The organism is Peribacillus sp. FSL K6-1552, from assembly GCF_038005205.1.
Lineage (GTDB): Bacteria > Bacillota > Bacilli > Bacillales > DSM-1321 > Peribacillus > Peribacillus butanolivorans.
Window position 1 is genome coordinate 301,006 of record NZ_JBBOST010000001.1, and the last position, 20,869, is coordinate 321,874.

A 20,869-nucleotide genomic window follows, 5' to 3' on the forward strand; every position below is an offset into this window, starting at 1 on the left:
TTCGGGTAAAAAGGTATGTTGTAAATATTAAATAAAACAAACAAAAATATTGGGGAAGAACGGTAACAACCCTTGGTGGAGTTACATTACAGTTCGATAACATCCTTGTGACGAGGACGGGAAAACATAGTAATTGTGTTAGAATGGGAGGATATTATGAATCAATTGGTTTACGATTTTATTAAGCAAAATCAAGATTACATCCTAACTGAGTGGATGGATATCATGAAGGAAAGTACGGACGAAAGATTAATTAAAGTTGTCTCTGATCGGATGTTTACACAAACGAGTAGTGAATTTATAGATATGATTATCACGCATGTTGAGAGTAAAAACAGGGAATTTACCTTGAAGCTTTCTGATTTTGCTGAGAAAGTAGTCCAATTAGGATGGCCGCTTACCTTTGTGAATGAAGGACTTCATAAATTCACGCTAATTGTCATTAATGGAATGGTTGAAAAAGGCATTGTAACTCCTGGCAATCAAGTGGAACTTGTTAACCATTTAGATAAGTGGTCCACTCCAATAAATAATGAAATAGTCAATATATATACCCAAACTTGGGAAAGAACTGTCTCATTGCAAAAAATAGCCTTGCAAGAACTCTCGGCGCCACTTATTCCTGTATTGGAAGGTATTACGGTTATGCCGCTAATTGGAACAATTGATACAGAGCGTGCGAAGCAGATAATGGAAAATCTGTTGACTGGTGTGGTTAAGCATAGGTCTGAAGTCGTTCTAATTGATATAACAGGAGTTCCGGTTGTGGATACAATGGTTGCCCATCATATTATTCAGGCAGCAGAAGCAGTCCGATTAGTAGGCGCGAAATGCATACTTTGCGGCATTCGCCCTGAAATCGCCCAAACTATTGTGAACCTTGGAATTAATTTAAATGAAGTGATTACAAAGAATACATTGAAAAAAGGAATTGAAGTTGCTTTAGAATTAACGAGCCGTAAGATCGTAAAGGTGGAGGGATAGGTATGAGGATTCCGATATTAAAGCTTTATGACTGCTTGTTAGTCTCTATACAGTGGGAATTGGATGATATGACAGCCCTTCAATTTCAAGAGGATTTACTGCATAAGATACACGAAACAAGCGCGAATGGAGTTGTCATTGATATTACATCAATTGATTTTATAGATTCCTTTATCGCAAAGGTATTAGGTGATGTTTTTAGTATGTCAAAGCTTATGGGAGCCAAGGTTGTAATTACAGGAATCCAGCCGGCTGTTGCAATAACATTAATTGAACTGGGAATAAGTCTCGATGATGTTCTGACAGCATTAGATTTAGAGAAAGGCCTGGAGAAATTACAACAGGAACTGGGGGATTAAAGAATGGAGTTCCAATCCTGCGTAAAAATCATAAATGAATGGGACATTGTAGCTGCAAGGCAGCTCGGAAGAAATGTTGCTAAAGAGCTGGGATTCGGTACAATAGACCAGGCTAGAATCACAACAGCTATAAGCGAATTGGCCCGAAATATATATCTATATGCTGGACAAGGCAGTGTAAGCATAGAAAAGCTAAATATAAATGGAAAGTCAGGATTGAAAATCATTGCAGAGGACCAGGGGCCGGGAATAGAGGATATCCGCAGGGTCATGGAAGATGGATATACCACTTCAGGGGGACTGGGAGCAGGCCTTCCTGGAGCCAAACGTTTAATGGATGATTTCGATATTGAATCGATACCAGGTGAAGGGACTAAGATCGTCGCAACCAAATGGCTCCGTTAGGGGGGACTATGGATATTAAAGAGAATATGGAGAAAAAGTATTATGAGGCGCTTTCTACCTATCTTAAAGACCAAAATGAGCAGGCGCTTTATCAAGGTCAAAAAATCAGCCGCCTAAATATTAAATACAATATATCTCCAGAAGAAATTATCAGTATGCATAAAAATAACTTAATCGAATTATACCCGGATTTACCAGAGAAAGTAACGGATTCTTTCGATTTTCTGCTTGAAGTCATGATGGGCTACGGTATTGCATATCGTGAACATCAGAGTCTTAGACATCAACAGCAGGAACTAAAAACGGAGATAGAGATTGCAGCAAATGTCCAACATACGCTTTTAGAAACGAAGATACCGGATATCAAAGGCCTGGAAATTGGGGCGATTAGTGTCCCTGCTAGGCAAATGAATGGAGATTATTATCACTTTGTTCAGGATGAATATGAGCGCATCGGAGTAGGAATTGCGGATGTAATTGGGAAAGGGATCCCTGCGGCCTTGTGCATGTCAATGATTAAATATGCGATGGATAGTCTTCCTGAACATAGGCATGAACCGAATAGTGTGTTAGAGAGTTTAAATCGTGTTGTTGAGCACAATGTTGATCCAAGTATGTTTATTACGATGTTCTATGGATTATATGACCCTCATGACAAGCAATTTTCCTATGCTTCAGCTGGCCATGAGCCGGGGTTTTACTATGATGCCGCTACAGGGAATTTTAGCGATTTAGATGCAAAAGGTTTACTGCTGGGGGTAGATAAAAAAACAAGGTATCGACAATATGAAAAAACAGTTAATCCGGGAGATATGATCATTTTGTTGTCGGATGGAGTAACAGAGTGCCGAACAAATGATGGTTTTATAGAACGGGAAACACTCATTGGTTTTATCCAAAAGAATATGCATTTACAAGCACAGGAAATAGTAAATAACATATATAAACAATTGGAGAAAATGCAGAACTTTCAACTAAGGGATGATTTTACATTAATAATTTTAAAATCAAATGTTTAGTATATTTTCTTCGGGGTATAGATATAAGAATGAAGAGGATATAAAGAGGTGGGTCAAGGATGAATATAACGGTAGATGTTAATGAACTAAATACGGAATTTATTGTGAAACTAAAAGGTGAAATTGATGCCTATACTGCACCAAAATTAAGAGAATCACTATTTCCAATTTCAGAGCAGGACAATGTTTCGATTATTATTGATTTAACTGAAGTTTCCTATATGGACAGTACCGGGTTGGGGGTATTTGTTGGTGCGTTTAAAAGCGTAAGAGCACATAATGGCGAATTTACCTTGATTGGCTTATCAGAAAGGTTACGACGATTATTTGATATTACGGGTCTTGCAGATATTATTGATATTAAAAGTGTTACAGAGGGTGGGTTAGAATGAGTCAAGTATATGATTACATTGAAATGAAAATACCTGCAAAACCGGAATTCATCGGTGTCATCCGTTTAACACTTTCTGGGATAGGTAGCCGGATGGGATTTGCGTATGATGAAATTGAGGATTTGAAAATCGCTACCAGTGAAGCGTGTACAAATGCGGTACAGCATGCCTATAAAGATCTTGAAAAAGGCGAAGTGAAAGTAAGTTTTGGGCTTTACCCTGACCGCCTAGAGGTCATGGTTTCTGATAGTGGAAAGAGCTGTAATTTCGAAGAGGTTCGTCAAGGACTCGGTCCATATGAGCATGGGCAAAAAGTTGAACTCTTGAGAGAAGGAGGCTTGGGTCTTTACCTCATTGAAACTTTGATGGATGATGTGAAAATTCATCAGCATGACGGGGTTACAGTTTTTATGACTAAGTTTTTAGAAGGAGAGCAGGTGGAGATGGATGCAAAAACAGTCTCAACCTAATCAAGCACAAAGAGAACAAGTTAATGAATGGATCAGAGCCTATCAGCAGAATCAAGATGATGAAGCGCAGAGTAATCTGGTAATTCATTATAAAAGTTTGGTTGAAACAATCTCTCGTAAATATGCAAAAGGGAGATCGTTTCAGGAAGATATCGCTCAGGTCGGTATGATTGGTTTATTAGGTGCCATTCGACGATATGATGAATCTTTTGGTAAAAGCTTTGAGGCATTTGCTGTTCCTACTATTATCGGGGAAATCAAAAGGTTTTTGCGTGATAAAACATGGAGCGTCCATGTGCCAAGAAGAATAAAAGAACTTGGACCAAAAATCAGAGTGACAGTCGAGGAATTGACGACGACTCTGCATCGTTCACCAAGAATAGATGAAATAGCTGATTGTATAGGAGTAACAGAAGAAGAAATCTTAGAAGCAATGGAAATGGGGAAAAGCTATCAGGCTTTATCTGTTGATCATTCTATAGAGGCAGATTCTGATGGTGGTACGGTTACGTTGCTGGATATATTCGGCAATGTAGATGAAGGTTTTGAAAAAGTCAATCAGCGCCTAGTACTTGAAAAGGTGCTGCATGTACTAAGTGACCGTGAAAAGATGATTATTCAACACACTTATATAGAAAATTTAAGCCAAAAAGAAGCGGGGGACAAACTTGGTATTTCACAAATGCATGTATCGAGACTCCAGCGCCGCGCAATCAAAAAACTTCAAGAAGCTATTAATGCTGAAAACTCGGAGTTAATTTAGTGATTAAAGACATTATGCGGGAAGAGAAAATAGAAGTCCTTGTCTCTCAATCTTCTAAAAACGGAATGATATATTGTGGTGATGATTACTTTTTTCTTCATACGAAGGAATACTTTGTTTGTGTATTAGCGGATGGCCTAGGTAGCGGAAAATCCGCTTATGAATCCTCCCATGCCGTAATAGAGGTAGTAAAACGTAACCATGAGTTAGATGTTGAGTTGCTAATGGAGGTCTGTAATCGAGTTTTAATCGATAAACGGGGAGCGGCCGTTTCTATCTTGAAAATCTATTATGAAAAGAATGAGTTCGTATACAGTTCAGTAGGCAACGTTCGCTTCTTCTTGTACAATCCAAGCGTCGACAAGCTGGTTTACCCCCTACCTGTAACCGGATATTTATCCGGTAGGAAGCAAAAGTATAGAACGCAGAGCTTCAAATATGAACCAAATGCCAAATTCATTATTCATTCAGATGGGTTGGACCTTAAGGGAGCTAAATCGTACTTAAAGAGGCTGGTCCCTATCGATAAAAACGCTCGTTGTATTTTAGAAAGCAGCCCAGCTACTGCGGATGATACAACTTTCATTTTAGGAAGCTTACTTTCGTCGTAATTCGGAAGTGAGCTTTTTTGTATTGGATTCGCAACTTCATCTCTCATTTGCTAGACTATATATATCAGAATAAAAAGGTTGGAGGTAATAAATTTGATAGTAGTAGAAGATTCTTTAAAAGAATTAATTAAACAAATATCTAATGAGTTAACTTTGAAAAATCATCAAGTGCAAAATGTCATACAGATGCTTCAAGATGGTAATACCGTTCCTTTTATTGCTCGTTATCGAAAAGAAATGACGGGTTCACTAGATGAAGTGCAGATTCGTTCTATTATGGAAAGATGGAACTATCTAGAAAACCTTGGGCAGAGAAAAGTGGAAGTTACACGCTCGATTAGTGAACAGGGTAAATTGACAGAAGAATTAAAGTTACAAATTGAAAAGGCAACAAAGCTGCAGGAAGTGGAAGATTTATACCGACCTTTTAAACAAAAAAGGAGAACGAAAGCAACTGTGGCTAAGGAGAAAGGCCTTGAACCACTTGCAATTTGGCTTCTTGAATGTCAAGCTCAGGCTTCAGTTAGTGAAAAAGCAGCCGAATTCATATCTGAAGAAAAAGAAGTTCCTTCTATTGAAGAGGCAATTGCGGGTGCGCAGGATATAATTGCTGAACTTATTTCTGATGATGCTGAATTGAGGAAATGGATAAGGGCTGAGATTTTTAAAGCAGGAAAATTGTTCTCCACTGTGAAAAATGAAGAAAAGGACGAAAAAAAAATCTTCGAAATGTACTATGAATATGAAGAGCCTGTCCAAAAAATCGTCCCACATCGAGTCTTGGCACTTAATAGAGGTGAAAAGGAAGAGGTTCTACGAATATCCATCCAGCCTCGGACAGAAATTATTATTAGTTATTTGGAACGGAAAATCATTAAAAATAATCAATCCGAAGCGGCAGGGTTGATTAAGGAAGCGATTGAAGACGGACTTAAGCGTCTAATCATGCCTTCTGTAGAACGGGAAATAAGAAAAGAGCTAACGGAAAAAGCAGAAGATCAAGCTATCCATATATTCTCGGAAAACCTTCGCAATTTACTATTACAGCCTCCTCTTAAAGGGAAAGTGGTCCTTGCTCTAGATCCAGCATATCGGACGGGTTGTAAGTTGGCTGTTATTGATGAGACAGGCAAAGTACTCGATATCAGTGTAATCTACCCCCACCCTCCTGCTGCGAAGTTTGAAGCTGCTCGTGAAAAAACAATTGAAATTCTTCAGCGATTCGCAGTGGAGATTGTGGCAATAGGTAATGGAACGGCATCTCGTGAATCGGAGCAATTTATTGCAGATATTTTAAAAGAAGTGAAAGGGAATATTTCTTATATAATTGTTAATGAAGCAGGTGCCAGTGTGTATTCAGCATCTGATATTGCTCGTGAAGAGTTTCCGGATCTTCAAGTTGAGCAGAGAAGTGCAGTATCAATTGGGAGAAGACTGCAAGATCCACTTGCGGAACTTGTTAAAATCGATCCCCAATCCGTAGGAGTAGGTCAGTATCAGCACGATGTTTCTCAGAAAAAGTTATCAGAATCCCTTACTTTTGTTGTTGAAACGGCTGTTAACCAAGTTGGGGTGAACGTCAATACAGCTTCGTCATCTCTATTACAATATGTAGCTGGGTTATCAAAATCTGTTGCTCAAAATATAGTGAAGAAAAGGGAAGAAGAAGGGAAGTTTTCAAGCAGGAAGGAATTAAAGAAAATTCCTCGGCTTGGTGCTAAAACGTACGAACAGTGCATAGGTTTTTTGCGTATTATTAATGGCAATGAACCTTTGGACCAAACCGCGATCCATCCGGAGAACTACGGGGCCGTGAATAAACTGTTAAAGAAAATAGGATTCACATCTGAAGACTTAGGCAGTGATGTTTTGAATAAAGAGTTAGTCAAATTAAATCCAACAGAATTAGTGGATGAATTAGAAATAGGAGAAATCACGATTAAGGACATTATTGATGATCTAATGAAGCCGGGAAGAGACCCTAGAGATGAACTATCAAAACCTCTGCTTAAGCAAGATGTGCTAAAAATGGAGGATTTAAAAACCGGAATGGAATTACAAGGTACAGTAAGGAATGTTGTAGACTTCGGTGCATTTGTGGACATCGGTGTCAAACAGGACGGGCTGGTGCATATTTCTAAATTAAGCAACCGATTTGTAAAGCATCCATTGGATGTAGTTGCTGTTGGGGATGTTGTAACAGTTTGGGTCGAGAAGGTGGACTCTCAAAAGCAAAGGGTATCTTTAACGATGCTGCAGCCTAAAGATCAAGATTAGCTATTATAAACTCCTTCTATATAGAAGGGGTTTTTTATTACGGTAAGAATAGTAATGCTTCTTTAGAATTTATTAGTGCTTGGTTCAAATGGAGGTCTATAATCGAAGACTTTCTTTTTTTTGATAAAAAAACCAGCATTGATTCAACATCTTCACTTGATAATAATCCTTTTCATAAAAGGCTTTACGAATTTGATTTTGGAACCAATTAGGCATAGCGCTTACCTCCAGTAGTTTTCTATTGTTTTATTAGTCTATGTTATAATGGGTTGTCATGTTACCAAGGAAAGGGAGGGGGAAGATGGATAATCAGCAATTGCAAAAATTAGTTGAAGATATTTCGAGGAAAGACTTTCAAAAGCCCTTTAGACACCTAGCTTGTTTTAATCCGCGCCTTCGAACGACTGGAGGAAGGTACTTGCTACGTTCACATAATATAGAAATTAATAAGAAATATCTTGATGAACGTGGAGTGGAAGAATTGATAGGAATCATAAAGCATGAATTGTGCCATTATCACCTCCACCTTGAGAAGAAAGGATACCAGCATCGTGATACTGACTTTAAGCGTTTACTCGAAAAAGTTGGAGCCCCAAGATTTTGCACGCCACTACCGTCAAACCAGTTAAAGAGAAAAATGAATACTATTCAATATAGATGTGAAAACTGTCAGGAGTTATATTTAAGAAAGAAGCGTATCGATACCACTCGTTTTGTCTGTGGTAAGTGTCGTGGAACACTGATCTACCAAGGTTTTAAAGAAAAAGAAGCAAATAAATAAAAAAAAACAAAAGAACCCTTGACTTTATGTTGCAACCTCCTTATAATCATAAGAGTCGACAAGATAACAACTTGTTCTTCACGACAACCACTAAGGTCCTTGAGCGTAAAAAAGGAACCCAATTTTCATTATTCCGCAGTAGCTCAGTGGTAGAGCATTCGGCTGTTAACCGAACGGTCGTAGGTTCGAGTCCTACCTGCGGAGCCATTTTTTTGGGGAAGTACTCAAGAGGCTGAAGAGGCGCCCCTGCTAAGGGTGTAGGTCGCGTAAGCGGCGCGAGGGTTCAAATCCCTCCTTCTCCGCCAGCTACACATTTTATCACGGCCCATTGGTCAAGCGGTTAAGACACCGCCCTTTCACGGCGGTAACACGGGTTCGAATCCCGTATGGGTCACCATCTTTTGTATATTTAAATTAAATTACTGGTCCCGTGGTGTAGCGGTTAACATGCCTGCCTGTCACGCAGGAGATCGCGGGTTCGATTCCCGTCGGGACCGCCATTTATTTCTTTTTAAAAAAACACTTGCTAGAATTAAATTATTGTGATATAATATTAATCTGGCTGTTAATTAGTAATTGATTATTGGGCTATAGCCAAGCGGTAAGGCAACGGATTTTGATTCCGTCATGCGAAGGTTCGATCCCTTCTAGCCCAGCCATTTTATTTAGAGCCATTAGCTCAGTTGGTAGAGCATCTGACTTTTAATCAGAGGGTCGAAGGTTCGAATCCTTCATGGCTCACCATTTGTTTCGCGGGTGTGGCGGAATTGGCAGACGCACCAGACTTAGGATCTGGCGCCGCAAGGCGTGGGGGTTCAAGTCCCTTCACCCGCACTGATAATTTTCTTCTTGACAACAAGTTGAAAAGGTGTTATACTTACAAAGTCGCTTTCGCGGTCGTGGCGGAATGGCAGACGCGCTAGGTTGAGGGCCTAGTGGGGGAAACCCCGTGGAGGTTCAAATCCTCTCGGCCGCACCAAAAACATCATAGAAATTAGCGCCCGTAGCTCAATTGGATAGAGCATCTGACTACGAATCAGAAGGTTGTAGGTTCGACTCCCGCCGGGCGCACCATATTTTACGGGAAGTAGCTCAGCTTGGTAGAGCACTTGGTTTGGGACCAAGGGGTCGCAGGTTCGAATCCTGTCTTCCCGACCATTCTTTCTTAGAAATAATTTGAAAAATAAAATGCGGGTGTAGTTTAGTGGTAAAACCTCAGCCTTCCAAGCTGATGATGAGAGTTCGATTCTCTTCACCCGCTCCATTATTGCTCTTTGAAAACTGAACAAAACAAAGCGCCAACGTTAAATTTTAAGTGAGCACACACTATCAAAAAGCAAAATGAGCAAGTCAAACATTTCTTCGGAGAGTTTGATCCTGGCTCAGGACGAACGCTGGCGGCGTGCCTAATACATGCAAGTCGAGCGAATCGATGGGAGCTTGCTCCCTGAGATTAGCGGCGGACGGGTGAGTAACACGTGGGCAACCTGCCTATAAGACTGGGATAACTTCGGGAAACCGGAGCTAATACCGGATACGTTCTTTTCTCGCATGAGAGAAGATGGAAAGACGGTTTCGGCTGTCACTTATAGATGGGCCCGCGGCGCATTAGCTAGTTGGTGAGGTAATGGCTCACCAAGGCGACGATGCGTAGCCGACCTGAGAGGGTGATCGGCCACACTGGGACTGAGACACGGCCCAGACTCCTACGGGAGGCAGCAGTAGGGAATCTTCCGCAATGGACGAAAGTCTGACGGAGCAACGCCGCGTGAACGAAGAAGGCCTTCGGGTCGTAAAGTTCTGTTGTTAGGGAAGAACAAGTACCAGAGTAACTGCTGGTACCTTGACGGTACCTAACCAGAAAGCCACGGCTAACTACGTGCCAGCAGCCGCGGTAATACGTAGGTGGCAAGCGTTGTCCGGAATTATTGGGCGTAAAGCGCGCGCAGGTGGTTCCTTAAGTCTGATGTGAAAGCCCACGGCTCAACCGTGGAGGGTCATTGGAAACTGGGGAACTTGAGTGCAGAAGAGGAAAGTGGAATTCCAAGTGTAGCGGTGAAATGCGTAGAGATTTGGAGGAACACCAGTGGCGAAGGCGACTTTCTGGTCTGTAACTGACACTGAGGCGCGAAAGCGTGGGGAGCAAACAGGATTAGATACCCTGGTAGTCCACGCCGTAAACGATGAGTGCTAAGTGTTAGAGGGTTTCCGCCCTTTAGTGCTGCAGCTAACGCATTAAGCACTCCGCCTGGGGAGTACGGCCGCAAGGCTGAAACTCAAAGGAATTGACGGGGGCCCGCACAAGCGGTGGAGCATGTGGTTTAATTCGAAGCAACGCGAAGAACCTTACCAGGTCTTGACATCCTCTGACAACCCTAGAGATAGGGCGTTCCCCTTCGGGGGACAGAGTGACAGGTGGTGCATGGTTGTCGTCAGCTCGTGTCGTGAGATGTTGGGTTAAGTCCCGCAACGAGCGCAACCCTTGATCTTAGTTGCCAGCATTCAGTTGGGCACTCTAAGGTGACTGCCGGTGACAAACCGGAGGAAGGTGGGGATGACGTCAAATCATCATGCCCCTTATGACCTGGGCTACACACGTGCTACAATGGATGGTACAAAGGGCTGCAAACCTGCGAAGGTAAGCGAATCCCATAAAGCCATTCTCAGTTCGGATTGTAGGCTGCAACTCGCCTACATGAAGCCGGAATCGCTAGTAATCGCGGATCAGCATGCCGCGGTGAATACGTTCCCGGGCCTTGTACACACCGCCCGTCACACCACGAGAGTTTGTAACACCCGAAGTCGGTGAGGTAACCTTTATGGAGCCAGCCGCCTAAGGTGGGACAGATGATTGGGGTGAAGTCGTAACAAGGTAGCCGTATCGGAAGGTGCGGCTGGATCACCTCCTTTCTAAGGATAAATACGAGAGCGCTTTTGTTTTGTTCAGTTTTGAATGAGTAATTCATTCAGATTCGAAAGATCTCATCACGTAGTGATGGAATTCTTTCTTCTTTGTTCCTTGAAAACTAGATAATAGATAGAAGGCAATTAATTTTTTCAAAGCATCAGTAAGATCTTTTTTAACGGTTAAGTTAGAAAGGGCGCACGGTGGATGCCTTGGCACTAGGAGCCGATGAAGGACGGGACTAACACCGATATGCTTCGGGGAGCTGTAAGTAAGCTTTGATCCGGAGATTTCCGAATGGGGAAACCCACTGTTCGTAATGGAACAGTATCTTTACCTGAATACATAGGGTACTGAAGGCAGACCCGGGGAACTGAAACATCTAAGTACCCGGAGGAAGAGAAAGCAAATGCGATTTCCTGAGTAGCGGCGAGCGAAACGGAATTAGCCCAAACCAAGAGGCTTGCCTCTTGGGGTTGTAGGACACTCAACATGGAGTTACAAAGGAACGGGGTAAATGAAGTGATCTGGAAAGGTCCGTCAAAGAAGGTAAAAACCCTGTAGTTGAAACTTCGTTCCCTCCTGAGTGGATCCTGAGTACGGCGGGACACGAGAAATCCCGTCGGAAGCAGGGAGGACCATCTCCCAAGGCTAAATACTACCTAGTGACCGATAGTGAACCAGTACCGTGAGGGAAAGGTGAAAAGCACCCCGGAAGGGGAGTGAAATAGATCCTGAAACCGTGTGCCTACAAGTAGTCAAAGCCCGTTAATGGGTAATGGCGTGCCTTTTGTAGAATGAACCGGCGAGTTACGATTTCATGCGAGGTTAAGTTGATAAGACGGAGCCGCAGCGAAAGCGAGTCTGAATAGGGCGAATGAGTATGAGGTCGTAGACCCGAAACCAGGTGATCTACCCATGTCCAGGGTGAAGTTCAGGTAACACTGAATGGAGGCCCGAACCCACGCACGTTGAAAAGTGCGGGGATGAGGTGTGGGTAGCGGAGAAATTCCAATCGAACCTGGAGATAGCTGGTTCTCTCCGAAATAGCTTTAGGGCTAGCCTCAAGATGAGAGTATTGGAGGTAGAGCACTGATTGGACTAGGGGCCCCCAACGGGTTACCGAATTCAGTCAAACTCCGAATGCCAAATACTTATTCTTGGGAGTCAGACTGCGAGTGATAAGATCCGTAGTCGAAAGGGAAACAGCCCAGACCACCAGCTAAGGTCCCAAAGTATACGTTAAGTGGAAAAGGATGTGGAGTTGCTTAGACAACCAGGATGTTGGCTCAGAAGCAGCCATCATTTAAAGAGTGCGTAATAGCTCACTGGTCGAGTGACTCCGCGCCGAAAATGTACCGGGGCTAAACGTATCACCGAAGCTGTGGATTGACACCGTATGGTGTCGATGGTAGGAGAGCGTTCTAAGGGCGTTGAAGTCAGACCGGAAGGACTGGTGGAGCGCTTAGAAGTGAGAATGCCGGTATGAGTAGCGAAAGAAGGGTGAGAATCCCTTCCACCGAATGCCTAAGGTTTCCTGAGGAAGGCTCGTCCGCTCAGGGTTAGTCGGGACCTAAGCCGAGGCCGAAAGGCGTAGGCGATGGACAACAGGTTGATATTCCTGTACCACCTATACATCGTTTGAACGATGGGGGGACGCAGAAGGATAGGGTAAGCGCGCTGTTGGATATGCGCGTCCAAGCAGTTAGGCCGGAAACGAGGCAAATCCCGTTTCCATTAAGGCGGAGCTGTGATGGCGAGGGAAATATAGTACCGAAGTTCCTGATTCCACGCTGCCAAGAAAAGCCTCTAGTGAGATGTAAGGTGCCCGTACCGCAAACCGACACAGGTAGGCGAGGAGAGAATCCTAAGGTGTGCGAGAGAACTCTCGTTAAGGAACTCGGCAAAATGACCCCGTAACTTCGGGAGAAGGGGTGCTTTTTAGGGTGAATAGCCCAGAAAAGCCGCAGTGAATAGGCCCAGGCGACTGTTTAGCAAAAACACAGGTCTCTGCGAAGCCGCAAGGCGAAGTATAGGGGCTGACACCTGCCCGGTGCTGGAAGGTTAAGGGGAGAGGTTAGCGCAAGCGAAGCTTTGAACCGAAGCCCCAGTAAACGGCGGCCGTAACTATAACGGTCCTAAGGTAGCGAAATTCCTTGTCGGGTAAGTTCCGACCCGCACGAAAGGTGTAACGATCTGGGCACTGTCTCAACGAGAGACTCGGTGAAATTATAGTACCTGTGAAGATGCAGGTTACCCGCGACAGGACGGAAAGACCCCGTGGAGCTTTACTGCAGCCTGATATTGAATTTTGGTACAGCTTGTACAGGATAGGTAGGAGCCTGAGAAGCCGGAGCGCTAGCTTCGGTGGAGGCGTTGGTGGGATACTACCCTGGCTGTATTGAAATTCTAACCCGCGCCCCTTATCGGGGTGGGAGACAGTGTCAGGTGGGCAGTTTGACTGGGGCGGTCGCCTCCTAAAGAGTAACGGAGGCGCCCAAAGGTTCCCTCAGAATGGTTGGAAATCATTCGTAGAGTGTAAAGGCACAAGGGAGCTTGACTGCGAGACCTACAAGTCGAGCAGGGACGAAAGTCGGGCTTAGTGATCCGGTGGTTCCGCATGGAAGGGCCATCGCTCAACGGATAAAAGCTACCCCGGGGATAACAGGCTTATCTCCCCCAAGAGTCCACATCGACGGGGAGGTTTGGCACCTCGATGTCGGCTCATCGCATCCTGGGGCTGTAGTCGGTCCCAAGGGTTGGGCTGTTCGCCCATTAAAGCGGTACGCGAGCTGGGTTCAGAACGTCGTGAGACAGTTCGGTCCCTATCCGTCGCGGGCGCAGGAAATTTGAGAGGAGCTGTCCTTAGTACGAGAGGACCGGGATGGACGCACCGCTGGTGTACCAGTTGTCTTGCCAAAGGCATAGCTGGGTAGCTACGTGCGGACGGGATAAGTGCTGAAAGCATCTAAGCATGAAGCCCCCCTCGAGATGAGATTTCCCATAGCGCAAGCTAGTAAGATCCCTGAAAGATGATCAGGTTGATAGGTCAGAGGTGGAAGCGTGGCGACATGTGGAGCTGACTGATACTAATAGATCGAGGACTTAACCACGCTTTAAAAAATGAAATACCTTCTTATTATCTAGTTTTGAAGGAATGAAAATTTCTTCTTGCATTTTATTAGGATGCATGTTATAATAATGAATGTCCTGATAAAAGGTTAAATGTTTGGTGGCGATAGCGAAGAGGTCACACCCGTTCCCATTCCGAACACGGCAGTTAAGCTCTTCAGCGCCGATGGTAGTTGGGGGTTTCCCCCTGTGAGAGTAGGACGCCGCCAAGCTATAACCTTTAATTGTATCTTTTTTAAAAAAAAGGACATACTAAATTTTATAAAAGAAACATTTATACCGTCGCGGGGTGGAGCAGTCCGGTAGCTCGTCGGGCTCATAACCCGAAGGTCGCAGGTTCAAATCCTGTCCCCGCAATCATGAAAAAAACGAAACCTTGGTTTCGTTTTTTTGTTTTATCTGAATTTCGGATAATAATGTCCTTAACTTATTTGTTTCTTCTTTTGAAACAAGGTAAACTACATATAGAATGCTTTATTAGGGATATAATTATGGTCGTTAGCTTTTTTAAGTATTGTGTTTATGGTTCCAAGATAAAACTAGAGAACATTTTCCTAATAGATGATAAAGGTGATTGATATATGCAACAATTTGAATGGATTTCTCAGAATGAGGAAGAAACAGCGCATTTTGCACAGGAATTAGCACAAAAGCTTTCAAGTGGTGATGTACTTGCTTTAGAAGGGGACTTGGGAGCAGGGAAAACGGCGTTCACAAAAGGTCTTGCTAAAGGTTTAGGTGTATCGAGAACTGTGAACAGCCCAACTTTTACGATAATAAAGGAATACGTTGGGAGATTACCCTTATACCATATGGATGTATATCGGGTAAGTGAATCAGAAGAAGATTTAGGTTTCGATGAATATTTTGATGGTGAAGGTGTGACCGTTGTGGAATGGGCTCATTTAATTAAAGACCAGCTTCCAAATGAAATCTTAACTATTTATATTTATCGTCTTAGTGATACAAGCCGCCGTCTTGTCTTAGAAGCCAAAGGCGAAAGGTATGTTACGTTATGTAAGGAGATTATTTGATGAAGGTTTTAGCTATAGATACATCGAACTTCACGTTAGGGATTGCTCTAATAAATGATACTCAAGTAATTGGCGAGTATACTACGAATTTAAAGAAAAATCATTCGGTTCGAGTGATGCCAGCAATTGAGACACTATTAAGGGATTGTGATACTAGTCCTAAGGAATTGACTAAAATTGTGGTCGCTCAAGGCCCTGGATCTTATACAGGGGTTAGGATTGGTGTGACAATTGCGAAAACATTGGCGTGGACGTTGAAAATTCCATTATCGGCTGTTTCTAGTTTAGAAGTTTTAGCTGCTAATGGACGTTATTTTAACGGGTTAGTTTCGCCCTTGTTTGATGCAAGAAGAGGCCAGATTTATACTGGATTATATGAAATAGAAAATAATGTGTTAAATACAGTCATGGAAGATTGCAATATTCTATCCTCTGAATGGGCAATTCGATTAAAGGAATTAAAGCGTCCTGTTTTATTTGTTGGTCAGGATGTAGAAATTCATCGGGAAGCGATTACGAAAGTGTTAGGGAATTTAGCAGTATTTTCTCCCGTACAGTTATTTAACTCCCGACCAAGCGAACTTGCATTTATTGGCCTAAGCAAGACTGAAGTGGACATACACCAGTTTGTACCGAACTATATTCGTATGGCTGAAGCGGAAGCTAAGTGGCTCGAACAGCAGGGGAAATAAAATAATAGGAAAGCGACCGATTATTATGAGTAAAACATTGACGTTTCGAAAGATGAAAACGGAAGATATCGACCAAGTGTTAAACGTAGAAAAACAATCCTTTACTTTGCCTTGGAGCCGGGAAGCTTTTTTTAATGAATTAAATCATAATCAATATGCTGTTTACATGGTTATTGAAGATGAAGGGAAAATTGCTGGTTATTGCGGCGCGTGGATTGTCATTGATGAATCGCATATTACCAATATCGCTATTTTACCTGAATATCGAGGACAAAAGCTGGGTGAAGCTCTGCTTAGAAAGATGATTGAAATCTCAATTAGCATGGGCGTTGTAAGGATGACGCTTGAAGTTCGTGTTAGTAATGCAGTGGCCATTTCACTTTATGAAAAACTAGGCTTTCAAAAGGGTGGAATTCGTAAAAATTATTATACAGATAATCAAGAAGATGCTTATGTTATGTGGGTGAATTTTTCATGAAAAAAGATCAACTTATATTAGGAATTGAAACCAGCTGTGACGAAACTGCTGCAGCTGTCATAAAAAATGGAACAGAGATATTGAGCAATGTCGTGGCTTCACAAATAGAAAGCCATAAGCGGTTTGGTGGTGTTGTACCTGAAATAGCGTCCCGACACCATGTAGAGCAAATTACAATCGTGCTTGAAGAGGCTTTGCTTCAGGCTGGTGTGACGTACGAAGATTTGGACGCTATTGCTGTTACAGAAGGTCCTGGGCTAGTAGGGGCATTGTTAATAGGTGTTAATGCTGCTAAAGCAGTGGCATTCGCTCATGGAATCCCGCTTGTTGGAACGCACCATATCGCGGGCCATATATATGCAAATAGACTTGTTCAAGAAATTCAGTACCCAGCCCTCTCATTAGTCGTTTCAGGAGGCCATACGGAATTGGTGCTTTTAGAGGAGCCCGGTTCCTTTAAAGTAATAGGGGAGACGCGGGACGATGCAGCAGGAGAGGCATATGATAAAGTAGCTCGAACTTTAGGACTTCCTTATCCAGGCGGTCCTCATATCGATAGGCTTGCACAAGAGGGTTCACCATCTTTGAAACTGCCTCGGGCATGGCTGGATGGCAGCTATGACTTTTCTTTCAGTGGGTTGAAATCAGCTGTAATTAACACTTTGCATAATGCAGAACAACGTGGAGAAAAAATTGATCCTAAAGATTTGGCCGCAAGTTTCCAAGCAAGCGTCATAGAGGTACTTGTGACAAAAGCTGTAAAAGCTGCTAAGGAATATGATGTGAAACAGGTGTTACTTGCAGGTGGTGTTGCCGCTAATAAAGGCCTACGGGAAGCACTAACTGAAGCCTTTATGGATTTACCAATGGATATTTCTATTCCCCCTTTATACCTTTGTACGGATAATGCAGCTATGATTGGTGCAGCTGCAAGTGTCATGTTCGAAAAAGGGAAGCGCTCTGGGTTAGATTTGAACGGAAACCCCGGATTAGATTTAGAAGTTTTCTAACGATAAAAAAGGCAGGATACCAAACTTCGGTATCCTGTCTTTTTTATCATGTTTTAAAAAAATAGAATATTCTGTGGATAACGTTTTTTTATTATTCAAACCCGCTGTGTATAACCAATTGTTATGTGGATAAGTGCATAAGTTTCTGTGGATATTGTGGATAAATTGATTGAGTAGCTATTGAGTAGCAACTTGTTTGTGTATAAAAATGTGGATAACTTTGAGTGGATCTTTTCAAAACATCATGTAAAGACCGAGTTAAATAACTCGGTCCGATTGTTTATTCTTCTAATTCAGCCCATTCTTCAAGATGCTGATCTAAAGTTTCCTGTGCTTTATCAAGCTTCGTCTGAACTTCCATTACCTTTTCATGGTCTTGGAAGACGTTTGGGTCACAAAGGAGCTCATTATACTCGTTTATTTCAGTTTCGAGTAGCTCCATGGCTGCTTCGATTTCCTCGATACGGCGTTTTCGCTGGCGTTCTGCTTTTTTTGCTTCTTTATCAATTTTGTAGTTTGTCTTTTCAACGATTAGTTCTACAGTGTTTGATTTATTTTGTTGTTCGAGTGCTTCGATTTCTGCTTGCTCTTGTTTCTTCTCTACATAGTAATCATAATCGCCGAGAAACTCTTCATTGCCGTCTTTGGATAGCTCAATGACCTTTGTTGCAATTCGATTAATAAAATAACGGTCATGTGAGACGAAAAGAATGGTTCCTGGATAATCTATCAAAGCGTTTTCAAGCACTAATTTGCTGTCGAGATCTAAATGGTTCGTTGGTTCATCAAGAATTAAAAAATTCCCTTTTTCCATCATCATTTTGGCTAAAGCAAGCCGTGCCTTTTCACCACCGCTTAGTGTCGAAACGGTTTTCAATACATCATCTCCACTAAAAAGGAAATTACCAAGTACTGTGCGGATATCTTTTTCCGGTTTAAGGGGATAATCATCCCATAGTTCATTTAGTACGCGTTTATTAGAAATCAAATTGGCCTGTTCTTGATCGTAGTAGCTGACCTCGACGTTCGTTCCAAAACGGAAATCGCCAGAAATTGCAGGCAGCTTGGATATAATAGTTTTCAATAACGTCGATTTACCAACGCCATTTGGACCGACAAGGGCAATACTTTCTCCTTTTGTCATCCGAGAGTTAATATTATTAGATACTGTTTCCCCTTCATAACCAATAGCTAAGCTTTGAAGATGAAGTACTTCGTTTCCGCTTTGCTTTTCAATTTGGAAGGAAAAATTAGCAGATTTTTCGTCACCTTGTGGCCTGTCCAATACGTCCATCTTTTCGAGCTGCTTGCGCCTGCTTTGCGCTCTTTTCGTGGTCGAAGCTCTTGTGATATTACGTTGAACAAAGTCACGCAGCTTTTCGATTTCACCTTGTTGTTTTTCGAATTGCTTCATGTCCCGTTCATAATCTTCCGCTTTTCCTTCTAAGTAAGAACTGTAATTACCATAGTACTTTTTCATATTATTTCTTGAAATTTCATACACCTGGTTTACAACTTTATCTAGAAAATAGCGGTCATGGGAAACAATAAGTACAGCACCTTGGTAACTTTGTAAATATTGTTCAAGCCAGGAGAGAGTTTCGATATCCAGGTGGTTTGTTGGCTCATCGAGAATCAATATATCGGGCTTCTTTAAAAGCAGCTTTCCTAATGCAAGCCGTGTTTTTTGGCCTCCACTCAACGTGGAAATGAGAGTGGAATAGTCAAAGTCACCAAACTGAAGACCATGTAATACGGAACGGATATCTGCTTCATATTGATAGCCCCCCTTTTCTTTAAAGGCTACCTGTAAAGTGTCATATTCATTTAACACCTTTTGGTAAAGTATTTCGTCTTCAAAAGTGTCAGGCTTGGCCATTTCGGCCTCAAGTCTGCGCAGTTCTTTCTCTTGCTCTATCAGGTCTTTGAATACAGTCAGCATCTCATTCCAAATGGAAAGTTCAGATTCTAAACCTGTATCCTGTGCCATATAGCCAATAGTGACGCCTTTGGGTTTGATGATCTCACCGCCATCATGGGAAAGTTGTCCGGCTATGATTTTTAGCAGAGTTGATTTTCCAGCGCCGTTTCGGCCAACTAGGGCAATTCGATCTTTATTTTGAACTTCGAGCTTCATATTTGATAAAATAAGTTCAGCTCCGTAATATTTGGATAGTTGATTGATTTGTAATAAAATCATAAATTTTCACCTCAATTGATTATTGTTAGTGTAACGTATTATAGTAATTATCGGCAACAGCTGAGGTTTAAGCAAAAACAAGCTGTTACATAATGTGGAATAATAGTGTATGATTTAGGAGGGGTTATTAATGGGGGACTTAACGCATTTTAATGAACAAGGCAGAGCTAAAATGGTTGATGTGAGTGCGAAGCCTGAAACCATTCGGACGGCAACAGCTCAATCGAGTATCTTATTGAACGATGAAATATATGAAAAAATCACGAACCAGAAAATGAAAAAAGGTGATGTTCTGTCAGTTGCACAGGTTGCAGGCATCATGGCAAGCAAAAATACATCCAATATAATCCCGATGTGTCACCCTATTTCTCTACAAGGGGTCAATATAGCCTTTGATTGGGTAAAAGAAGAACAAGGTTATAGGCTTAAAATAGAAACAGAAGCCAAGACAAAAGGGAGTACAGGTGTTGAAATGGAAGCGTTAACAGCTGCATCTGTGACCGCTTTAACTGTCTACGATATGTGTAAGGCTATTGATAAAGGAATGGTAATCGGGCCTACATTTTTAGTGGAGAAAACAGGTGGGGTGTCTAGTAGCGATTACAAAAGACAGTTGAATCAAACAGATAAAGAAGAATAAGTTTGAAAAGCATGTGTGAAGGCGGGGAAGAACGATGAACCATGACCCAAAGATACCGCAGGCAACGGCCAAAAGGTTGCCCTTATATTATCGATTTTTAAAGAACTTACATTCCTCAGGTAAACAAAGAGTATCCTCGGCAGAGCTTAGCGAAGCTGTAAAAGTTGATTCGGCTACAATTCGCCGTGATTTTTCCTACTTTGGCGCGCTTGGAAAAAAGGGCTACGGCTATAATGTGAATTATTTACTATCCTTCTTCAGAAAAACACTAGATCAAGATGAATTGACAAAAGTGGCTTTAATTGGAGTAGGGAATTTAGGGACCGCTTTTTTAAATTACAATTTTTTGAAAAATAATAATACAAAGATTGAAATGGCATTTGAAGTTTCTGAAGATAAGGTTGGAAAGCGAATTGCTGATGTACCAATCTATCATATGGACCAAATAGATACCCTTTTGCAGGAAAATAATATTACAGCAGCTATTTTGACAGTACCTGCCCAAGTGGCTCAGACGATAACCGATCGTTTAGTTAAAGCTGATATTAAAGGAATATTGAATTTCACTCCTGCTCGGCTGACTGTACCGCCGTCTATAAGAGTTCACCATATTGACCTGGCCGTAGAGCTTCAGTCTCTCATCTACTTTTTAAAGCATTATCCTGTGGTAGAAGAAGTTGCATTAGAGGAATAAAAAAAACGCTGCGTCTTCGCAGC

At 42.2% G+C, this 20,869-nt stretch carries 18 protein-coding genes, 12 tRNA genes and 3 rRNA genes; 31 read left to right on the forward strand and 2 right to left on the reverse strand.

What is annotated here, in order from left to right:
- Positions 1-156 precede the first annotated feature (156 nt).
- From NST21_RS01500 to NST21_RS01540, 9 genes are all read left to right on the forward strand, one after another.
- Positions 157-984 carry an RsbT co-antagonist protein RsbRA gene (locus tag NST21_RS01500; RefSeq protein ID WP_340887391.1) on the forward strand — a complete coding sequence of 276 codons (828 nt, stop codon included), beginning with the start codon at positions 157-159 and terminating at the stop codon, positions 982-984.
- A gap of 2 nt (positions 985-986) precedes the next feature.
- Positions 987-1,343, forward strand: a complete 357-nt coding sequence (locus tag NST21_RS01505; RefSeq protein WP_034306376.1) for an STAS domain-containing protein — start codon at positions 987-989, stop codon at positions 1,341-1,343.
- Positions 1,344-1,346: 3 nt separating this feature from the next.
- A complete protein-coding gene (locus tag NST21_RS01510; RefSeq protein ID WP_053348280.1) occupies positions 1,347-1,748 on the forward strand; it encodes an anti-sigma regulatory factor in 402 nt (133 codons plus the stop codon).
- 8 nt (positions 1,749-1,756) lie between these two features.
- Positions 1,757-2,767 carry a PP2C family protein-serine/threonine phosphatase gene (locus NST21_RS01515; RefSeq protein ID WP_056526368.1) on the forward strand — a complete coding sequence of 337 codons (1,011 nt, stop codon included), beginning with the start codon at positions 1,757-1,759 and terminating at the stop codon, positions 2,765-2,767.
- Between the two features lie 59 nt (positions 2,768-2,826).
- The gene (locus tag NST21_RS01520; protein ID WP_340887393.1) at positions 2,827-3,159 is read left to right on the forward strand and encodes an anti-sigma factor antagonist; all 333 of its coding nucleotides are present in this window, start codon (positions 2,827-2,829) and stop codon (positions 3,157-3,159) included.
- Entirely contained in the window at positions 3,156-3,629 is a 474-nt protein-coding gene (gene rsbW / locus NST21_RS01525) for an anti-sigma B factor RsbW (protein ID WP_053348277.1), read from the forward strand. Before NST21_RS01520 ends, rsbW begins: the two co-directional genes overlap by 4 nt.
- The gene (gene sigB, locus NST21_RS01530; RefSeq protein WP_056526373.1) at positions 3,607-4,392 is read left to right on the forward strand and encodes an RNA polymerase sigma factor SigB; all 786 of its coding nucleotides are present in this window, start codon (positions 3,607-3,609) and stop codon (positions 4,390-4,392) included. Before rsbW ends, sigB begins: the two co-directional genes overlap by 23 nt.
- Positions 4,392-5,003 (forward strand): PP2C family serine/threonine-protein phosphatase, encoded by a 612-nt coding sequence (locus NST21_RS01535; protein ID WP_340887395.1) that lies wholly within the window; start codon positions 4,392-4,394, stop codon positions 5,001-5,003. Before sigB ends, NST21_RS01535 begins: the two co-directional genes overlap by 1 nt.
- Before the next feature lie 93 nt (positions 5,004-5,096).
- Positions 5,097-7,280 carry a Tex family protein gene (locus NST21_RS01540; RefSeq protein WP_445670466.1) on the forward strand — a complete coding sequence of 728 codons (2,184 nt, stop codon included), beginning with the start codon at positions 5,097-5,099 and terminating at the stop codon, positions 7,278-7,280.
- A 96-nt stretch (positions 7,281-7,376) separates the two neighbouring features.
- Here NST21_RS01540 and cmpA read toward each other — a convergent pair whose 3' ends face one another.
- Entirely contained in the window at positions 7,377-7,496 is a 120-nt protein-coding gene (gene cmpA / locus NST21_RS01545; RefSeq protein WP_089364909.1) for a cortex morphogenetic protein CmpA, read from the reverse strand.
- An 85-nt stretch (positions 7,497-7,581) separates the two neighbouring features.
- Here cmpA and NST21_RS01550 point away from each other — a divergent pair, with 85 nt between their 5' ends.
- The 20 genes from NST21_RS01550 to tsaD all read left to right on the forward strand — a co-directional run bounded on the left by NST21_RS01550 (position 7,582) and on the right by tsaD (position 17,312).
- Positions 7,582-8,061, forward strand: a complete 480-nt coding sequence (locus tag NST21_RS01550; protein ID WP_340887396.1) for a SprT family protein — start codon at positions 7,582-7,584, stop codon at positions 8,059-8,061.
- Positions 8,062-8,193: 132 nt separating this feature from the next.
- A tRNA-Asn gene (locus NST21_RS01555) sits at positions 8,194-8,268 on the forward strand.
- A 7-nt stretch (positions 8,269-8,275) separates the two neighbouring features.
- Positions 8,276-8,366: transfer RNA gene (locus NST21_RS01560), tRNA-Ser, on the forward strand.
- A 17-nt stretch (positions 8,367-8,383) separates the two neighbouring features.
- Positions 8,384-8,458 (forward strand) — tRNA-Glu (locus NST21_RS01565).
- Between the two features lie 27 nt (positions 8,459-8,485).
- Positions 8,486-8,561, forward strand: a tRNA-Asp gene (locus NST21_RS01570).
- A gap of 84 nt (positions 8,562-8,645) precedes the next feature.
- Positions 8,646-8,720: transfer RNA gene (locus NST21_RS01575), tRNA-Gln, on the forward strand.
- 9 nt (positions 8,721-8,729) lie between these two features.
- Positions 8,730-8,805, forward strand: a tRNA-Lys gene (locus tag NST21_RS01580).
- An 8-nt stretch (positions 8,806-8,813) separates the two neighbouring features.
- A tRNA-Leu gene (locus tag NST21_RS01585) sits at positions 8,814-8,895 on the forward strand.
- A 59-nt stretch (positions 8,896-8,954) separates the two neighbouring features.
- Positions 8,955-9,040, forward strand: a tRNA-Leu gene (locus tag NST21_RS01590).
- A gap of 18 nt (positions 9,041-9,058) precedes the next feature.
- Positions 9,059-9,135 (forward strand) — tRNA-Arg (locus NST21_RS01595).
- A gap of 7 nt (positions 9,136-9,142) precedes the next feature.
- Positions 9,143-9,219 (forward strand) — tRNA-Pro (locus NST21_RS01600).
- A 32-nt stretch (positions 9,220-9,251) separates the two neighbouring features.
- Positions 9,252-9,325: transfer RNA gene (locus NST21_RS01605), tRNA-Gly, on the forward strand.
- A gap of 95 nt (positions 9,326-9,420) precedes the next feature.
- Positions 9,421-10,971: ribosomal RNA gene (locus NST21_RS01610) — 16S ribosomal RNA — on the forward strand.
- Between the two features lie 175 nt (positions 10,972-11,146).
- Positions 11,147-14,079 (forward strand): 23S ribosomal RNA (locus NST21_RS01615).
- Between the two features lie 115 nt (positions 14,080-14,194).
- Positions 14,195-14,310: ribosomal RNA gene (rrf, locus tag NST21_RS01620) — 5S ribosomal RNA — on the forward strand.
- The 16S, 23S and 5S rRNA genes sit together here with 12 tRNA genes alongside, the layout of an rRNA operon.
- Positions 14,311-14,381: 71 nt before the next feature.
- Positions 14,382-14,455: transfer RNA gene (locus tag NST21_RS01625), tRNA-Met, on the forward strand.
- Between the two features lie 224 nt (positions 14,456-14,679).
- Positions 14,680-15,132 (forward strand): tRNA (adenosine(37)-N6)-threonylcarbamoyltransferase complex ATPase subunit type 1 TsaE, encoded by a 453-nt coding sequence (gene tsaE, locus NST21_RS01630; protein WP_053348963.1) that lies wholly within the window; start codon positions 14,680-14,682, stop codon positions 15,130-15,132.
- Positions 15,132-15,824 (forward strand): tRNA (adenosine(37)-N6)-threonylcarbamoyltransferase complex dimerization subunit type 1 TsaB, encoded by a 693-nt coding sequence (gene tsaB, locus NST21_RS01635; RefSeq protein ID WP_340887397.1) that lies wholly within the window; start codon positions 15,132-15,134, stop codon positions 15,822-15,824. Before tsaE ends, tsaB begins: the two co-directional genes overlap by 1 nt.
- 25 nt (positions 15,825-15,849) lie before the next feature.
- Complete coding sequence (gene rimI, locus NST21_RS01640) at positions 15,850-16,302, forward strand: ribosomal protein S18-alanine N-acetyltransferase (protein WP_053348961.1); 453 nt, start codon at positions 15,850-15,852, stop codon at positions 16,300-16,302.
- Positions 16,299-17,312 (forward strand): tRNA (adenosine(37)-N6)-threonylcarbamoyltransferase complex transferase subunit TsaD, encoded by a 1,014-nt coding sequence (gene tsaD, locus NST21_RS01645; protein ID WP_056523290.1) that lies wholly within the window; start codon positions 16,299-16,301, stop codon positions 17,310-17,312. Before rimI ends, tsaD begins: the two co-directional genes overlap by 4 nt.
- A 280-nt stretch (positions 17,313-17,592) precedes the next feature.
- On the opposite strand, the gene NST21_RS01650 is transcribed toward tsaD, so the two are convergent.
- Positions 17,593-19,512: an ABC-F family ATP-binding cassette domain-containing protein gene (locus tag NST21_RS01650; RefSeq protein WP_340887400.1), complete on the reverse strand. Its 1,920-nt coding sequence runs from the start codon at positions 19,510-19,512 to the stop codon at positions 17,593-17,595.
- Between the two features lie 130 nt (positions 19,513-19,642).
- Between NST21_RS01650 and moaC the strand changes: the two genes are divergently transcribed.
- Together moaC and NST21_RS01660 are read left to right on the forward strand one after the other, a co-directional pair.
- Positions 19,643-20,152: a cyclic pyranopterin monophosphate synthase MoaC gene (moaC, locus tag NST21_RS01655; RefSeq protein ID WP_053348958.1), complete on the forward strand. Its 510-nt coding sequence runs from the start codon at positions 19,643-19,645 to the stop codon at positions 20,150-20,152.
- Between the two features lie 34 nt (positions 20,153-20,186).
- Positions 20,187-20,846 carry a redox-sensing transcriptional repressor Rex gene (locus NST21_RS01660; protein WP_053348957.1) on the forward strand — a complete coding sequence of 220 codons (660 nt, stop codon included), beginning with the start codon at positions 20,187-20,189 and terminating at the stop codon, positions 20,844-20,846.
- Positions 20,847-20,869 lie beyond the last annotated feature (23 nt).